This window comes from Cupriavidus phytohabitans (assembly GCF_017815025.1).
Lineage (GTDB): Bacteria > Pseudomonadota > Gammaproteobacteria > Burkholderiales > Burkholderiaceae > Cupriavidus.
Genome location: NZ_JAGIQB010000063.1, coordinates 12,978 through 27,988 on the forward strand (window position 1 = coordinate 12,978; position 15,011 = coordinate 27,988).

A 15,011-nucleotide genomic window follows, 5' to 3' on the forward strand; every position below is an offset into this window, starting at 1 on the left:
ATGCTGTTTCAGAGGGGCCTGCAAGTGCAGGGAGCGGCATCTTCCTGTCTTGGTGAATCGATTGGCATGTATCTTGTAATCGAATCAGGCGGCCCAATTTACGCCTTAAATGACTGACTTGGGGAAAATGATGTCCGGAACACAACTCCTCCCGGCCGAGCCGATTCGCCTCCCACTGTTGCCGCTGCGCGACGTGGTGGTGTTTCCGCACATGGTGATCCCGCTGTTCGTGGGACGCCCGAAGTCCATCAAGGCGCTTGAGACTGCGATGGAGGCGGGCAAGAGCATCATGCTCGTAGCCCAGAAGACGGCGGCCAAGGACGAGCCGACCGCCGACGACCTGTACGAGGTCGGCTGCATCGCCAATATCCTGCAAATGCTGAAGCTGCCCGACGGTACCGTGAAGGTGCTGGTCGAGGGTACGCAGCGTGCCAATATCCGCGAGGTGAGCGAGGACGATTCGCACTTCATGTGCGAAGCCGTGCCCGTGCCGCCCGCACCTGGCGAGAGCGCCGAGACCGAGGCCCTGCGCCGCGCGATCGTGTCGCAGTTCGACCAGTACGTAAAGCTCAACAAGAAGATCCCGCCGGAGATCCTGACCTCGCTGTCGGGTATTGACGAGGCTGGCCGCCTGGCCGACACCATCGCCGCGCACCTGCCGATCAAGCTCGAGCAGAAGCAGAAGATCCTGGAGATGGTCAATGTGACCGAGCGCCTGGAAAGCCTGCTGTCGCAGCTCGAGGGCGAGATCGACATCCTGCAGGTTGAAAAGCGCATCCGCGGCCGCGTCAAGCGCCAGATGGAGAAGAGCCAGCGCGAGTACTACCTGAACGAGCAGGTCAAGGCCATCCAGAAGGAACTGGGCGAGGGCGAGGAAGGCGCCGACCTGGAAGAGCTCGACAAGCGCATCAAGGCTGCGCGCATGCCGAAGGAAGCCAAGAAGAAGGCCGACGCCGAGTTCAAGAAGCTCAAGCTGATGTCGCCGATGTCGGCCGAGGCCACCGTCGTGCGCAACTACATCGACACGCTGGTGAACCTGCCGTGGCGCAAGAAGAGCAAGGTCAACAATGACCTGGCCAACGCCGAGCGCGTGCTGGATGAAGACCACTACGGCCTGGAGAAGGTCAAGGAACGCATTCTCGAGTACCTCGCGGTGCAACAGCGCGTGGACAAGGTGAAGGCGCCGATCCTGTGCCTGGTCGGGCCTCCCGGCGTGGGCAAGACCTCGCTCGGCCAGTCGGTGGCGCGCGCGACGAACCGCAAGTTCGTACGCATGGCACTGGGTGGCGTGCGTGACGAGGCCGAAATCCGCGGCCACCGCCGTACCTACATCGGCTCGATGCCGGGCAAGATCCTGCAGAGCCTGTCCAAGGTCGGCGTGCGCAATCCGCTCTTCCTGCTCGATGAAATCGACAAGATGGGCATGGATTTCCGCGGCGATCCGTCGTCGGCGCTGCTCGAGGTGCTGGACCCGGAACAGAACCATACGTTCCAGGACCACTACATCGAGGTGGATTTCGACCTGTCGGACGTGATGTTCGTGGCGACGTCGAACTCGCTGAATATCCCGCCCCCGCTGCTCGACCGTATGGAAGTGATCCGCCTGTCGGGTTACACCGAGGAGGAGAAGCTCAACATCGCCACGCGTTACCTGCTGCCCAAGCAGATCAAGAACAACGGTCTGAAGGCTGGCGAGATCGAGGTGACCGATGCTGCAATTCGCGACATCATCCGCTACTACACGCGCGAAGCCGGTGTGCGTTCGCTTGAGCGCGAGGTGTCCAAGATTGCCCGCAAGGCGGTCAAGCTCCTGCTGCTGAGGAAGGAGTCCGGCACCATCAAGGTCGATTCCGAGAACCTGGACAAATTCCTGGGCGTGCGCAAGTACGACTTCGGTCTGGCCGGCAAGGAAAACCAGGTTGGCCAGGTGACCGGTCTGGCGTGGACCGAGGTGGGCGGCGACCTGCTGACCATCGAAGCCGCGATCATGCCGGGCAAGGGCAACATCACCCGCACCGGTTCGCTGGGCGATGTGATGAAGGAGTCGGTCGAGGCCGCACGTTCGGTGGTGCGTTCGCGGGCACGCCGTCTGGGGATCACGGATGAGATGTTCGAGAAGCGCGACATCCACATCCACGTGCCTGAAGGCGCGACGCCCAAGGACGGCCCGTCGGCAGGCGGTGCCATGACCACGGCGCTGGTGTCGGTGCTGACCGGCATCCCGGTGCGCGCGGATGTCGCCATGACGGGCGAGATCACGCTGCGCGGCGAGGTGCTGCCGATCGGTGGCCTGAAGGAAAAGCTGCTGGCGGCCCACCGTGGCGGCATCAAGCTGGTGCTGATTCCGGAGGAAAACGTCAAGGATCTGGCCGAGATCCCCGACAACGTGAAGAACGCCATCGAGATCGTGCCGGTGCGCTGGATCGACAAGGTGCTGGAACTGGCGCTCGAGCGCAAACCGGAGCCGTTGGCGGAAGAGGATGCCAAGCCCGCTGACGTGGCGGACAAGGCCACGGCCAAGGTGGAGCGTCTGCACCACTGATCGGGCTGCGTGAAATGAACGCCGCGGGGCAGCGATGCCCGGCGGCGTTTTTTTATGCGCACGGCCTTGGCAAACTGAAATCTCCTGTATTACACTTGCGCCCTCGCAACGCAAACCACGGCAACTGCCGCGAGGTGCGAAGCGAAAGCAACCTGCAGGCAGCGTGCCTGCGATGGTCGAACGGGTGCTTAGCTCAGTTGGTAGAGCGGCGCCCTTACAAGGCGTAGGTCGGGGGTTCGAGCCCCTCAGCACCCACCACGTTCCCCATCGCAAACGCGGCAAATATGCGTCAGGAAGCAACCGACAAAGGAGTGGTAGTTCAGTCGGTTAGAATACCGGCCTGTCACGCCGGGGGTCGCGGGTTCGAGTCCCGTCCACTCCGCCAGTTTTATGAAACGCCCGCTTCAGCGGGCGTTTTTCATTTGTGCGGAGTGCTTGTCGCCCGCCACAAAAGGTCCGCCACCACCGGCTCCTGCTAGAATCGCGAAGTTTGTCTTTCGTGCCAATCCATTACCCGAATCCGCATGCTTGATTTCGTACGCAACAACCGGCGCCTGATGCTCTTGCTGCTGCTGGTGCTTGTTTTCCCGTCGTTCGTGTTCTTCGGCGTGGAGAGCTACTCGCGCTTCATGGACAGCTCGCACGATGCGGCCAAGGTCGATGGCCGGGCCATCAGCGTGCAGGAAGTCGACAACGTCGTGCGTGACCAGAGCGAGCGTGCGCGCCAGATCCTGGGCAACAACTACGATCCGCGCCAGTTCGAAGGCCCGGAAGCCCGCAAGTCGGTACTGGACCAGCTGATCCTGCAGCGTGTGATGGCCAATACCGTGGCGCGCGAGCACCTGACCGTGTCGGATGCCAAGCTGCTCGAGGAAATCAGCAACCTGCCGGCGATCGCCCAGCTGCCGCGCAAGGCCGACGGCAAGGTCGATGACAAGGCTTACTTGCAGCTGCTGCAGTCGCAGGGCATGACGCCCGAGCAGTTCGATGCCCGCATGCGCTTCGAGCTGGCGACGCAGCAACTGGGCGCATCGGTGGCCGCAACGGCGTTCATGCCCAAGTCGCTGCTCGACCGCCTGATCGCCGTGCGCGATCAGCAGCGAGATGTGCAGGCGCTGGTGTTCAAGCCGGCCAGCTACACCGCCAAGGTGCAGCCCGATGCCGCTGCGCTGAAGGCTTACTATGACAGCCACCAGTCGGCGTTCTCGGTGCCAGAGCAGGCCAAGGTCGAATACCTGGTGCTGTCGGGTGAAGCGCTGGCCGCCGCGCAGGCGGTCACGCCGGAAGAGCTGAAGTCCTACTACGAAAGCAATATCGCGCGCTTCCGTACCGATGAGCAGCGCCGTGCCAGCCATATCCTGATCGTTGCGCCGAAGGATGCGCCGGCGGCTGAACGCCAGGCCGCCAAGGACAAGGCGGCCAAGCTGCTGGACGAGCTGCGCAAGCATCCCGAGACCTTTGCCGACGTGGCAAAGAAGCAGTCGCAGGACCCGGGCTCGGCGGAGAAGGGCGGAGACCTCGGCTTCATGGGCCGGGGCGCGCTGGTCAAGCCGTTCGAGGACGCGATGTACGCGCTCAAGGATGGCCAGATCAGCGACGTGGTCGAGACCGACTATGGCTACCACATCATCAAGCTGACCGGCATCAAGGCGTCGGAAACCAGGCCGCTTGAAGCCGTGCGCACCGAACTGGAAGCCGAACTGCGCAAGCAGTTCGCCGAAAAGAAGTTCGCCGAGCAGGCCGACGCCTTCGGCAACACGGTGTACGAACAGGCCGACAGCCTGAAGCCGGCCGCCGACAAGTACAAGCTGACGATCCAGACCGCCGATAACGTGACCCGCCAGCCGAACCCGGCCCTGGGCGCGCAGAATCCGCTCAACAACGAGAAGTTGCTGAAGGCACTGTTCAGCGAAGAGTCGGTCCAGAAGAAGCGCAATACCGAAGCCGTCCAGGTCGCGCCGAACACGCTGGTGGCCGCGCGCATCGTCGACTATCGCCCGGCCACCGTGCGCAAGTTCGAAGAGGTGGAGGCCAAGGTGCGCGAGGGCTATATTGCCCAGCAGGCTGCGGAGCTGGCACGCAAGGATGGCGAGGCGCGCCTGGAGGCGCTGAAGAAGGCCGACAGCACCGATGGTTTTGGTGCGGTGCAGACCGTGTCGCGCGCCAAGGCCGAGGGCGTGCCGCCGAAGGCGGTCGAAGCAGTGCTGCGGGCCGATGCCAGCAAGCTGCCCGCGGTGGTTGGTGTCGACCTGGGCGCCGATGGCTATGCCGTCTATCGCATCTCCAAGGTCAGCCAGCCGGCGCAGGCCAACCCGGCACAACGCCAGGCCGAAGCGCAGCAACTGTCGCAGCTTGCCGGCCAGGCCGACCTTCAGGCCTTCTACGAAAGCCTGAAGGCGCGCTCCAAGGTCAAGCTGATGACGCCGGCGGGCACGCAGGCGCAGGGGGGGCAGTAAGGCTTAGCAAGGCTGGCACGCGCCACGCCGTGCGCCGTCAGCAAAAAACCCCTGCCATGGCGGCAGGGGTTTTTGTTTGTGGAGGCTTCGTCGCAGGCGCCTACTTGTCAGCGGTGCGCCTGAGCATCGGCCTGAGCTGCGGCCACACCGTCTCCAGCAGCGCGGGCTGCGCCTCGGCAGTGGGGTGGATGCGGTCCGGCTGGAACCAATCCTGCCGGGCCATCACCTTGTCGAGGAAGAATGGCACCAGCCGCACCTTGAATTCGCTGGCCAGCTTCGGATACAGCGAGAAGAACTTTTCGGTGTAGTCCTGGCCATAGTTAGGCGGGATGCGCATGCCGACCAGCAGCACCCCGGCACCGGCCTTCTGCGCGCTGCTGACAATCTGGCGCAGATTGGACTCCGTGGTCTGCAGCGGCAGGCCGCGCAGGGCGTCGTTGGCACCCAGCTCCACCACCACGATGGCCGGCTTGTGCCGCGACAGCAGGTCCGGCAAGCGGGTCTTGCCGCCGATGGTGGTCTCGCCGCTGATGCTGGCATTGACGACGTTATAATCGAAGCGCTCTTGCCTGAGCCGGTCTTGCAGCAGCGTGACCCAGCCGGTGCCGCGCGTGATGCCGTATTCGGCGGACAGGCTGTCGCCCAGCACCAGCAGCGCTGGCGCTGCGGCCTGCGCCGGCTGCATCCCGCCCAGCATCGTCAGCGTCACCGCGGCTGCCAGCAGCAGCCTGCGCCTCTTGCCCCGGATCACTCGGACCACTCGGATCACTTTATCCATGTCCTCTTCCATTCTTGCCGTCGAGTCCCTTGGAAAGACCGTAGCCGACACGACAGGTTCGCTGACGATTTTGCACGACGTGTCGTTTTCCGTCACGCCGGGCGAAACGCTGGCCATCGTCGGCGCATCCGGGTCGGGCAAGTCGACGCTGCTGGGCCTGCTGGCCGGGCTGGACCTGCCCAGCGCGGGCACGGTGCGCCTGCACGGACAGGATCTGTATGCACTGGACGAGGACCAGCGCGCGGCGCTGCGTGGCCGGCATGTCGGCTTTGTGTTCCAGTCGTTCCAGCTGGTGGGGCATCTGACCGCGCTGGAGAACGTGATGCTGCCGCTTGAGTTGCGCGGTGAAACGTCGCAGGTGCGTGAGCGCGCGATGGACATGCTGGAGCGCGTCGGCCTCGGTGCGCGCCTGAGTCACTATCCGCGCACGCTGTCGGGCGGCGAGCAGCAGCGCGTGGCGCTGGCACGCGCGTTCGTCGCGCGACCCGACATCCTGTTTGCCGACGAGCCGACCGGCAGCCTCGACACGGCCACCGGCGAGGCGGTGATCGCGCTGATGTTCGCGCTCAACCGCGATGCCGGCTCGACGCTGGTACTGGTGACGCATGACCGCTCGGTGGCGGCACGCTGCGGGCGCATCCTGACCATCGACGCCGGCCGGGTGGCCAGCGACGAATGGATGGGCGCAGAGGTCTGATGCGTCTGATGCCTTAGCTGGCAGCGCCTGCCTTCAGCACCGCGCGGGCGCGCTCGATCAGCGCCGAGGTCGAGGCATCATGCTGGCCGGCGCCGGCGCCGGTGCCGGCGCCGGTGAGCTCGGCTTCGATCGGCCGGGCCAGGATCTTGCCCAGCTCCACGCCCCACTGGTCGAACGAATTGATCTTCCACACCACGCCCTGCACGAAGGTGCGGTGCTCATAGAGCGCGATCAGCGCGCCCAGCACGTGCGGCGTCAGGTCCTCCATCAGCAAGGTGTTGCTGGGCCGGTTTCCGTCGAACACCATATGCGCGATGCGCACTTCGTCGCTCAGGCCGGCGGCGCGCAGCTCGTCGGCGCTGCGGCCGCGCATCAGCGCCTCGGCCTGCGCGAAGCAGTTGGCGAGCAGCTTGGCATGATGGCCCGGCAGCCGGCGCGGCGGCACCAGCGGCGCGACGAAATCCACCGGTACCACTTGCGAGCCCTGGTGGATCTGCTGGAAGTAGGCATGCTGGCCATTGGTGCCGGCCGTTCCCCACACCACAGGCGAGGTATGCGTGCGCACGCGCTGCCCGTCGAGCTGCACTGACTTGCCGTTGCTCTCCATCTCCAGCTGCTGGAGGAACGCGGGGAACAGTTCGAGCGAAGTCGAGTAGGGCGCTATGCAGCTGGTCGGCAGGTGCCAGAAATTGCGGTACCAGATGCCCAGCATGCCGAGGATCACCGGCAGGTTGCGTTCCAGCGGCGCGGTACGGAAGTGTTCGTCCATGGCGCGGCCGCCGGCGAGCAGGTCGGCGAACGCGTTGAAGCCCACGGCCAGCGTGATCGACAGCCCGACCGATGACCACAGCGAGAAGCGCCCGCCGATCCAGTCCCAGAACTCGAACATGTTGGCGGGATCGATGCCGAACTCGCGCACGGCGTCGGTATTGGTCGAGACCGCGACGAAATGCTTGGCCAGCTCGCTCTCGGCCACTCCGTTGGCGATGAACCAGGCACGCGCGCTGCGCGCATTGGCCATGGTTTCCAGCGTGGTGAAGGTCTTGGAACAGACGATCACCAGCGTGCGCTGCGGGTCGAGGCGCACCAGCGTCTCGGCGAGGTCGGTGCCATCGACATTGGAGACGAAGTGCATGCGTGGGCCGTGCTGGCCGTCGGAGTCGGACAGGTGCGACAGCGCGCGGCACACCATGCGCGGCCCGAGGTCGGAGCCGCCGATGCCGATGTTGATGACGTCGGTGATGCGTTCGCCCGAGCCGCCTTTCCATTCGCCGCCCCGCACGCGCTCGGAGAAGCTGCGCATGCGCTCCAGCACCTTCTGGATTGCCGGCATGACGCTTTCGCCGTCGACCTTGTAGCCATCGCCGGCCGTCGCGCGCAGCGCGACATGGAGCGCCGCGCGGTCTTCGGTAGTGTTGATATGCTCGCCGGCAAACATTGCGTCGCGCCGCAGCGGCACGCCGGATTCGGCCGCCAGTTGCACCAGCAGCCGCATGGTCTCGGGCGTGATGCGGTTCTTCGAGTAGTCCAGGTAGAGGCCGGCGGCTTCGAGCGAGAACTGCGAGACGCGCTGCTTGTCTTCGGCATCGAACCACTCGCGCATCTGTGCATCGCGGATCGTGTCATGGTGCCGAAGCAGGGCGTTCCAGGCGTGAAGGTCAGTGGGCATGCAGGACAATTCAGGTTGCAGGGGGTGAACCGAGTCGCAGGCGAAAGTATAGCGTCAGCAATGTGACCATTCGGGCAGGCCGCCGCGCCATATCGTTACCACTTGCAACATAGCATCGGGCCTGCCAGCCAGCTATCGGGCGTTGTCTGACGGCCCCGCCGTGACGGGCCGCGCGCGCAGCCGCGCCGCCACCGCGCGCAACACCGGCTCGCCGCCGGCGACGAACAGCCCACCCAGGCAGATGACGCCGATCCCTGCCGCCGTGGTCCAGTCAGGCAACTGCCCGAACGCGAGGTAGCCGATCACGGTGGCCGAGATGATCTGCAGGTACAGGAAAGGACTCAGGAACGAGGCATCGGCGTGCTGGAAGGCGCGGATGACGAAATAGTGGCCCAGCGACCCCGTGATGCCCGCCGACAGCAGCAGCGCACATTGCATCGGCGTGGGCCAAGCGGTGAACCAGAAGAAGGGCACGATCAGCGAGGTCAGGCAGGCGCCGGTCACGCCGCTCTGGATCAGCGTGGTCATGGGCGCGTCATGCGCGGCAATGCGGCGCGTCAGCATCTGCAGCAGCGCGAACACCATTGCGGACAGCAGCCCCAGGCCCACGCCAAGCGGGCTGAGCTGCCCGCCGGGGCGCACGACCACCAGCATGCCGGCAAAGCCGACGATCACGCCTGTCCAGCGCATCCAGCGCGCGTGCCGCCCGGGGCGCTCGCCGAGCAGCCACGGCGACAGCGCCACCACGAACAGCGGCGCGCAGAAGTTCAGCGCCGTGGCCTGCGCCAGCGGCATCAGCATCAGCACGCTGAAGAACACCAGCGTTGACACGAGCATCAGGCCGCCGCGCAGCCACTGCAGGCCGGGCTTTGCCGGGCGCCAGTGGCGCCGCCAGCCGGCCGGCCGCAGCAGCAGGAAGATTGCGATGACATGGCCGACATAGCGCACCCACGCCACCGCGACCAGCGGCAGGCCCTGCTGCGTCAGCGTCTTGCTGGTGGCGTCGAGCAGGCTCAGCACCCATTGGCCGATCACCAGCAGGGCGATGCCGGCCAGCAGCTGGCGCCGGTCGGTCGGGTCGCGCAGCAATGCCGCGCCAGCCGTCATGCGCCGTTCCCCGCTAGCAAACGGTTGAACACGGTGCGCGCGGGCAGATACAGCTCGCTGGCGGTCACGCCAGCCGGCCCGGTGCCTTGCGCGACCAGCTCGTCCGCCGCCTGGCCGTGGATCCACACCGCCGCCTGCGCGGCCGGCAGCGGCGGCATGCCTTGCGCCAGCAATGCGCCGATCATGCCGGCCAGCACGTCGCCGGTGCCCGCGCTGGCCAGCGCGGCGTTGCCGGTCGGGTTCAGCGCGGCGGGGCTGCCGTCCGGCGCTGCGATCACCGATCCCGAGCCCTTCAGTACAACCACCGCCTGCCATTGCCGCGCCAGCGCGGCAGCCGCCGCGATGCGGTCGCGCTGCACGTCTGCCACCAAGATGCCCATCAGGCGCGCCGCTTCAAGCGGGTGCGGCGTCATCACGCAGGGTGCGCGTGCCGCGGCCAGCGCGCCCGCATGGGCGGGATCCGCGGCGAGCAGGTTGAGCGCATCCGCGTCTAGCACCGTCGGCAGCGGCGCCGCGGCAAGTGCCTGCAGCAGCCGCGCGAAGTGCCGCTGCGCCGTGGCGTCGGTGCCGAGTCCGGGGCCGATCACCAGTGCCGACATCGCCCCAACCGCCAGGGCATCCAGCGCATGCAGCATCAGTTCCGGATGCACCGGGTCGAGCAGCGGCGCCGGCTGCGCGAGAAAGCCGATATGGACCTTGCCCGCCCCCAGGAACTGCGCGGCGCGCGCACCGAGCAGGGGGGCGCCGGTCATGCCATGGTTGCCGCCGATCACCGCCAGCGAACCATGTGTGCCCTTGTTGCTGGCATGGTGCCGTCGCGGCAGCGCTGCGCCGAACAGCGCCGTGCCATTGGCCAGTGCATGCGGCGGCTCCGCGGGAGGGTAGTCGAGGCCGAGCGGCGCGATGTCGACGGCGCCGGCGCAATCGCGGCCGTCCAGCGTCAGCAGGCCCGGCTTGGCGGCAATGAATGTCAGCGTGCGGCGGGCGCGGATTGCCGGTGCGCCCGCACCGGTGTCGGCGAACAGGCCGCTGGGAATGTCGAGCGCGAATACCGGCAGTCCGCTGCGGTTGACCTGGTCGATCCACCACGCCATGGCGTCGCCGGCCGCGCGGTTCAGCCCGATGCCGAGCAGGCCGTCGACGATGGCGGCGGCCTGTGGCGGCCACTCCGGTGCGGGATCCGCCGCGGATGCCGGCATCGCCCCGACTTCGCGTATCGGTACGCCTGCCGCCTGCGCCTGCTGCCATGCGATGGCCGCATCGGCCGGCAGCCGGGCCGGGTCCGCCGCGATCCATACCTGCACCGTGCGGCCCGCGCCGTGCAGCAGCGTCGCGGCCACCAGCGCGTCGCCACCGTTGTTGCCCGGCCCGGCAAGAAACAGCAATGGACCCTCCGGCGCATGCCGCGCCAGCCAGTCCGCGGCCCCGGCGCCGGCGCGCGACATCAGCGTGAACGAGGGCAGTCGTGTGAAGGCGGCGTTCTCGATGCGGCGAATGGCGGCGACGTCGTACAGCGGGGCAGGCAATGCCGAGGCGGCGTCGAGTTCAAACCAGCCGTTGCCCTGGTCTTGCGGCGCGGCGGGGGAAACGGCAGGGTGGCTCATGTGTGGCTATCCGGCGGGGCCCAGGCCATGGCGGTCCGGCAGCAGGCCCTCCATGTCGATGTCGGGCCCGCGTGCCGCGCCGGCGCTGGCGGCGATCTGGTCAGCCGCAATCTTGCCTGATCCGCAGCTCATCGCCCAGCCCGTCGAGCCGTGGCCAAGGTTGAGGAACAGCCCGGGCACCGCAGTGGGACCGATCAGCGGCGGCCCGTCCGGAAGCATCGGGCGCGCACCGGCCCATTGCGTGGCTTCCTGGTAGTTGCCCGCCACAGGGAACCAGTCGCGCGCCACCTTGACCAGCGTGCGCAGCGCGGCGGGGCGCAGGTCGAGCCGGCGCGAACCCAGCTCGGCGGTGCCGGCGACGCGCATGCGATTGCCCAGCCGCGTGATCGCGATCTTGTATGACTCGTCCATCAGCGCGCCCAGCGGCGCCTGCAGTTCGTCGCGCACCAGCAGCGTGAGCGAGTATCCCTTGACCGGATACAACGGCACGCGCAGGCCCAGCGGCCGCAGCAGCGGAGCGCTGTCGACGCCGGCGGCGACCAGGACGCGGTCGGCAGCCAGCACCGGCGCGCTTCCATTCGTGCCGTGCGCGAGTTCGACCTGCAGCCTGCCACCCTGGCCTGGCCGGATGCGTGTCACCTGGGTATCGAAGCGGAAGGCTACCCCCGCCGCCTCGGCATGCCGGTGCAGCGCGCGCACGAACATCGGGCAGTTGCCGGATTCATCCTCGGGCAGATGCAGGCCGCCGGCCAATGGCGTATCGGCGGCCAGGCCGGGTTCGATGCGCCGGCATTCCTGCGCGCTGACCAGCTGGTGCGGCACGTTGTTCTCGCGCAGCAGCGCCACCGCCGGGCCTGCCAGGTCCAGGTCGCGCGCGGTGCGGAACAGCTGCAGGTAGCCCTGCGACTGCTCGTAGTCGATCTCCAGCTCGCTGCGCAGCCGGTGCAGGCAGGCGCGGCTGTAGAAGGCCAGCCGCTGCATGCGCAGCTTGTTGGCGCGGTAGCGTTCCAGGTTGCACTCGCGCAGCCACCGCGCGATCCAGCGCCACATCGCCGGGTCCGCCGACGGGCGGAACACCACCGGCGCTTCGCGCGCGAACAGCGTGCGCAGCACCTTGCCCGGCATGCCCGGCGCCGCCCACGGCGTGACATAGCCCGGCGCGATCATGCCGGCGTTGCCGAAGCTGGCCTCCTGCGCGGGCGCGGCGCGGCGCTCCAGCACGGTCACGTCGAAACCGGCCTGGCGCAGGTACCACGCGGAACAGACGCCGATCACGCCGGCGCCGATGACGATCACGTGCATGCGGTCAGCCGCCTCCGCGCGGCGCGCCGGCTCAAGAGCGGCGTCCGGCCCATGCTATCTGACCTCCTGCTGCATGACCAGGTCGGGCAGCCACGTCACCACCTGTGGCCAGATCGTGATGATGGCGATGGCTACCACCATCATCATGAAGAACGGCAGCGAAACCCGGGCGATATAGTTGCTGTCCTTGCCGGTCATGCTCTGCAGCACGAACAGGTTGAACCCGACCGGCGGCGTCACCTCTGCGATTTCCACCAGCAGCACGATGAAGATGCCGAACCAGACCAGGTCGAAGCCGGCCGCCTGCACCATCGGCAGCACCGTGGCGGTGGTCAGCGCGATCATCGAGATGCCGTCCAGCGCCGTGCCGAGCATGATGTAGATCACAGTCAGCACCGCGATCAGCGCCCACGGCGAAAGTTGCAGCGCGGCCACCCACTCGGCCAGCGCGCGCGGGATGCCGGTAAAGCTCATCGTCACCGACAGGAACGAGGTGGCCCCGAGCACGAACATGATCATCGCGGTCAGGCGCGTCGCCGACATCAGGCTGTCCCAGAACGCCGCGCGCGTCAGCGAGCCACCGGCCCACGCCAGCCCCAGCGACGCCACCACGCCGTAGGCGGCGGCTTCGGTCGCGGTGGCGTAGCCGGTGACCATGACCCACGCGATAAAGGCGATCAGCACGATGCAGGGCAGCAGTTGCCGGATCGACGCCAGCCGCGCATGCCAGTCGAAGCGGTCGGGCGCCGGGGTCTTGCCTGGGTTGGCCAGGGCCCAGGCAATGATATAGCCGGAGAACAGCAGCATCAGCATCAGCCCGGGGATAAAGCCCGCCAGGAACACGCGGATGATCGACACGTCCGCCGACACCGCATACACCACCATCGTGATCGACGGCGGGATCAGGATGCCCAGCGTGCCCGCGCACGACAGCGAGCCGAGCGTGGTGCGCTCGTCGTACCCGCGCCGCGTCAGCTCCGGCAGCGCGGATTTGGCGATGGTGGCGCAGGTCGCAGCCGACGACCCCGACACCGAGCCGAAGATGCCGCAACCCAGGATGTTGACGTGCATCAGCCGCCCTGGCAGCCAGTTCAGCCACGGCGAGAGGCCGCTGAACATCTGCTCCGACAGCTTGGTGCGGAACAGGATCTCGCCCATCCAGACAAAGAGCGGCAGCGACGCCAGCGTGTATGACGCGCTCGACGACCACCACGCGTTGGCCAGGCTCACCAGCGCCTCGCGGTCCGAGAACACCACCAGCCCGATCCACGACGTGACCGCGATCGCCACCGGGATCCACGCGCCGATCGCCAGGAAGACGATCAGCACCAGCAACAGTATCAATGCCACCAGGACCGTGCTCATCAGACCGTCTCCCCGAAATCGCCGGCGGCGAGCTTAGCTTCCTGCGCCAGCTGGTAGCGCGGCTTCTGCCGGCGCACCACGCGCAGCCATTCATCGGCCACCGCCAGCAGGAAGCCGATGGTGCCCAGCACCGCGAAGCTCTGCGGAATCCACAGCGGGATCACGATCTGTCCCTGCGAGACATCGCCGATGTCCCAGCTTTGCCAGGCGAAGGTGCCGAGCGCCCAGGCCGCGTAGGCGGCAAACGCCAGGCAGACGGTCAGCGAGGCCACCTCAAGCACCCAGCGCCTGCGTGGCCCGACGGCTTCGAGCAGCATTTCCACGCGCACGATGCCGCCGTGCTGGAAAGTCTGGCCGAGGACGAGAAAGGCGGAGGCCGCGCACAGCCAGGCGACGATATCGTCGCCGCCCTTGAAGATCACCGCGGTCTCGCGCGACAGCGACATCAGGATCATGATCACGCAGACGGCGAGGATGCAGAGCGCGCCGAGCGCGGCGAACAGGTCGAGCAGGCGGTCGAGCCAGCGCTTGGGGAGTGGGGCAGTCGGCATGATGGCAGCGTCAGGAAGGAGGGGAGCTCCCGCCATGCCAGCCTGCAGGGCCTGGCGGGAGGCTGCGGAGCTGGCTTACTTGCTTACTTGCGATAGGCGTTCAGGATGGCCTTGCCGTCATCGCCCGCGGTCTTGGCCCAGTCGTCGACCATGGTCTGGCCGACCTTCTGCATGTCGGCCTTGAGCTGCGGCGATGGCGGCTGCACCGTCATGCCGTTCTTCGACAAGGTGGCCAGGTACTCCCTGGTTTTCTGCTCCGAGACCTGCCAGCCGCGCTTCTCGGCGTCGGCGACAGCCTTGAGCAGCGCGTCCTGGGTGGGCTTGTCCAGCGCCGCGAAGGCCTTCTTGCTGACCACCAGCATGTTCTTGGGCAGCCACGCATCCACGGTATAGAAGTACTTCACGCTTTCCCACACCTTGGTGTCGACCCCGGTCGCGCCCGACGACATGAACGAATTGACCGTGCCGGTGGCCAGCGCCTGCGCCAGGTCGGCCGCCTGGATCGTCACCGGCTGCGCGCTGACCAGTTCGGCGATGCGCGAGGTGGCCGGGTTGTAGGCGCGCCACTTCAGCCCCTTCATGTCGGCGGCCGAGTTGATCGGCTTGTTGGCGTAGATGCCCTGGGGCGGCCATGCCACCGCATAGAGCAGCTTCATGCCCTGCTTGTCGAGCACCTTCTCGGTGACCGGGCGCGATGCCTGCCACAGCTTGTAGGCATCGGTGTAGCTGGTGGCCAGGAACGGCACCGCATCGACGCCGAACACCGGATTTTCGTTGGCCAGCAGCGACATCAGGATCTCGCCCATCTGCACCTGGCCGGTCTGCACGCCGCGCTTGATTTCGTTGGCCTTGAGCAGCGAGCCATTAGGGATGGTCTGAAAAACCTCTGCCAACGGAAGGGCGGCAGAGACGTTAAATGAGGATCACGAAAGCTGCATGA

At 66.9% G+C, this 15,011-nt stretch carries 11 protein-coding genes and 2 tRNA genes; 5 read left to right on the top strand and 8 right to left on the bottom strand.

Going from position 1 to position 15,011, the window contains the following annotated elements; genetic code table 11:
- Window positions 1-130 precede the first annotated feature (130 nt).
- The 4 genes from lon to J8I34_RS29645 all read left to right on the top strand — a co-directional run bounded on the left by lon (window position 131) and on the right by J8I34_RS29645 (window position 4,998).
- Complete coding sequence (lon, locus tag J8I34_RS29630; RefSeq protein ID WP_029049267.1) at window positions 131-2,542, top strand: endopeptidase La; 2,412 nt, start codon at window positions 131-133, stop codon at window positions 2,540-2,542.
- Between the two features lie 182 nt (window positions 2,543-2,724).
- Window positions 2,725-2,800: transfer RNA gene (locus tag J8I34_RS29635), tRNA-Val, on the top strand.
- A gap of 50 nt (window positions 2,801-2,850) precedes the next feature.
- Window positions 2,851-2,927, top strand: a tRNA-Asp gene (locus J8I34_RS29640).
- Between the two features lie 139 nt (window positions 2,928-3,066).
- On the top strand, window positions 3,067-4,998 hold the full coding sequence (locus J8I34_RS29645) for a SurA N-terminal domain-containing protein (protein ID WP_209807725.1): 1,932 nt from the start codon (window positions 3,067-3,069) through the stop codon (window positions 4,996-4,998).
- A 100-nt stretch (window positions 4,999-5,098) separates the two neighbouring features.
- Here J8I34_RS29645 and J8I34_RS29650 read toward each other — a convergent pair whose 3' ends face one another.
- Window positions 5,099-5,776 carry an arylesterase gene (locus J8I34_RS29650; RefSeq protein WP_371748164.1) on the bottom strand — a complete coding sequence of 226 codons (678 nt, stop codon included), beginning with the start codon at window positions 5,774-5,776 and terminating at the stop codon, window positions 5,099-5,101.
- Between J8I34_RS29650 and J8I34_RS29655 the strand changes: the two genes are divergently transcribed.
- Complete coding sequence (locus tag J8I34_RS29655; protein ID WP_029049793.1) at window positions 5,775-6,473, top strand: ABC transporter ATP-binding protein; 699 nt, start codon at window positions 5,775-5,777, stop codon at window positions 6,471-6,473. The genes J8I34_RS29650 and J8I34_RS29655 overlap by 2 nt on opposite strands.
- 13 nt (window positions 6,474-6,486) lie before the next feature.
- On the opposite strand, the gene pgi is transcribed toward J8I34_RS29655, so the two are convergent.
- The 7 genes from pgi to J8I34_RS29690 form a co-directional block, all read right to left on the bottom strand.
- Window positions 6,487-8,142 carry a glucose-6-phosphate isomerase gene (pgi, locus tag J8I34_RS29660; RefSeq protein ID WP_209807727.1) on the bottom strand — a complete coding sequence of 552 codons (1,656 nt, stop codon included), beginning with the start codon at window positions 8,140-8,142 and terminating at the stop codon, window positions 6,487-6,489.
- Window positions 8,143-8,274: 132 nt separating this feature from the next.
- Window positions 8,275-9,249 (bottom strand): DMT family transporter, encoded by a 975-nt coding sequence (locus J8I34_RS29665; RefSeq protein WP_209807728.1) that lies wholly within the window; start codon window positions 9,247-9,249, stop codon window positions 8,275-8,277.
- Complete coding sequence (locus tag J8I34_RS29670; protein ID WP_209807729.1) at window positions 9,246-10,853, bottom strand: NAD(P)H-hydrate dehydratase; 1,608 nt, start codon at window positions 10,851-10,853, stop codon at window positions 9,246-9,248. Before J8I34_RS29670 ends, J8I34_RS29665 begins: the two co-directional genes overlap by 4 nt.
- A 6-nt stretch (window positions 10,854-10,859) precedes the next feature.
- Window positions 10,860-12,155 (bottom strand): D-amino acid dehydrogenase, encoded by a 1,296-nt coding sequence (locus tag J8I34_RS29675; RefSeq protein WP_209807730.1) that lies wholly within the window; start codon window positions 12,153-12,155, stop codon window positions 10,860-10,862.
- Window positions 12,156-12,209: 54 nt separating this feature from the next.
- Entirely contained in the window at window positions 12,210-13,520 is a 1,311-nt protein-coding gene (locus J8I34_RS29680; RefSeq protein WP_209807735.1) for a TRAP transporter large permease, read from the bottom strand.
- Window positions 13,520-14,071, bottom strand: a complete 552-nt coding sequence (locus J8I34_RS29685; RefSeq protein ID WP_029049788.1) for a TRAP transporter small permease subunit — start codon at window positions 14,069-14,071, stop codon at window positions 13,520-13,522. Before J8I34_RS29685 ends, J8I34_RS29680 begins: the two co-directional genes overlap by 1 nt.
- 83 nt (window positions 14,072-14,154) lie before the next feature.
- Entirely contained in the window at window positions 14,155-14,964 is an 810-nt protein-coding gene (locus tag J8I34_RS29690; protein WP_245176231.1) for a TRAP transporter substrate-binding protein, read from the bottom strand.
- Window positions 14,965-15,011: the final 47 nt, after the last annotated feature.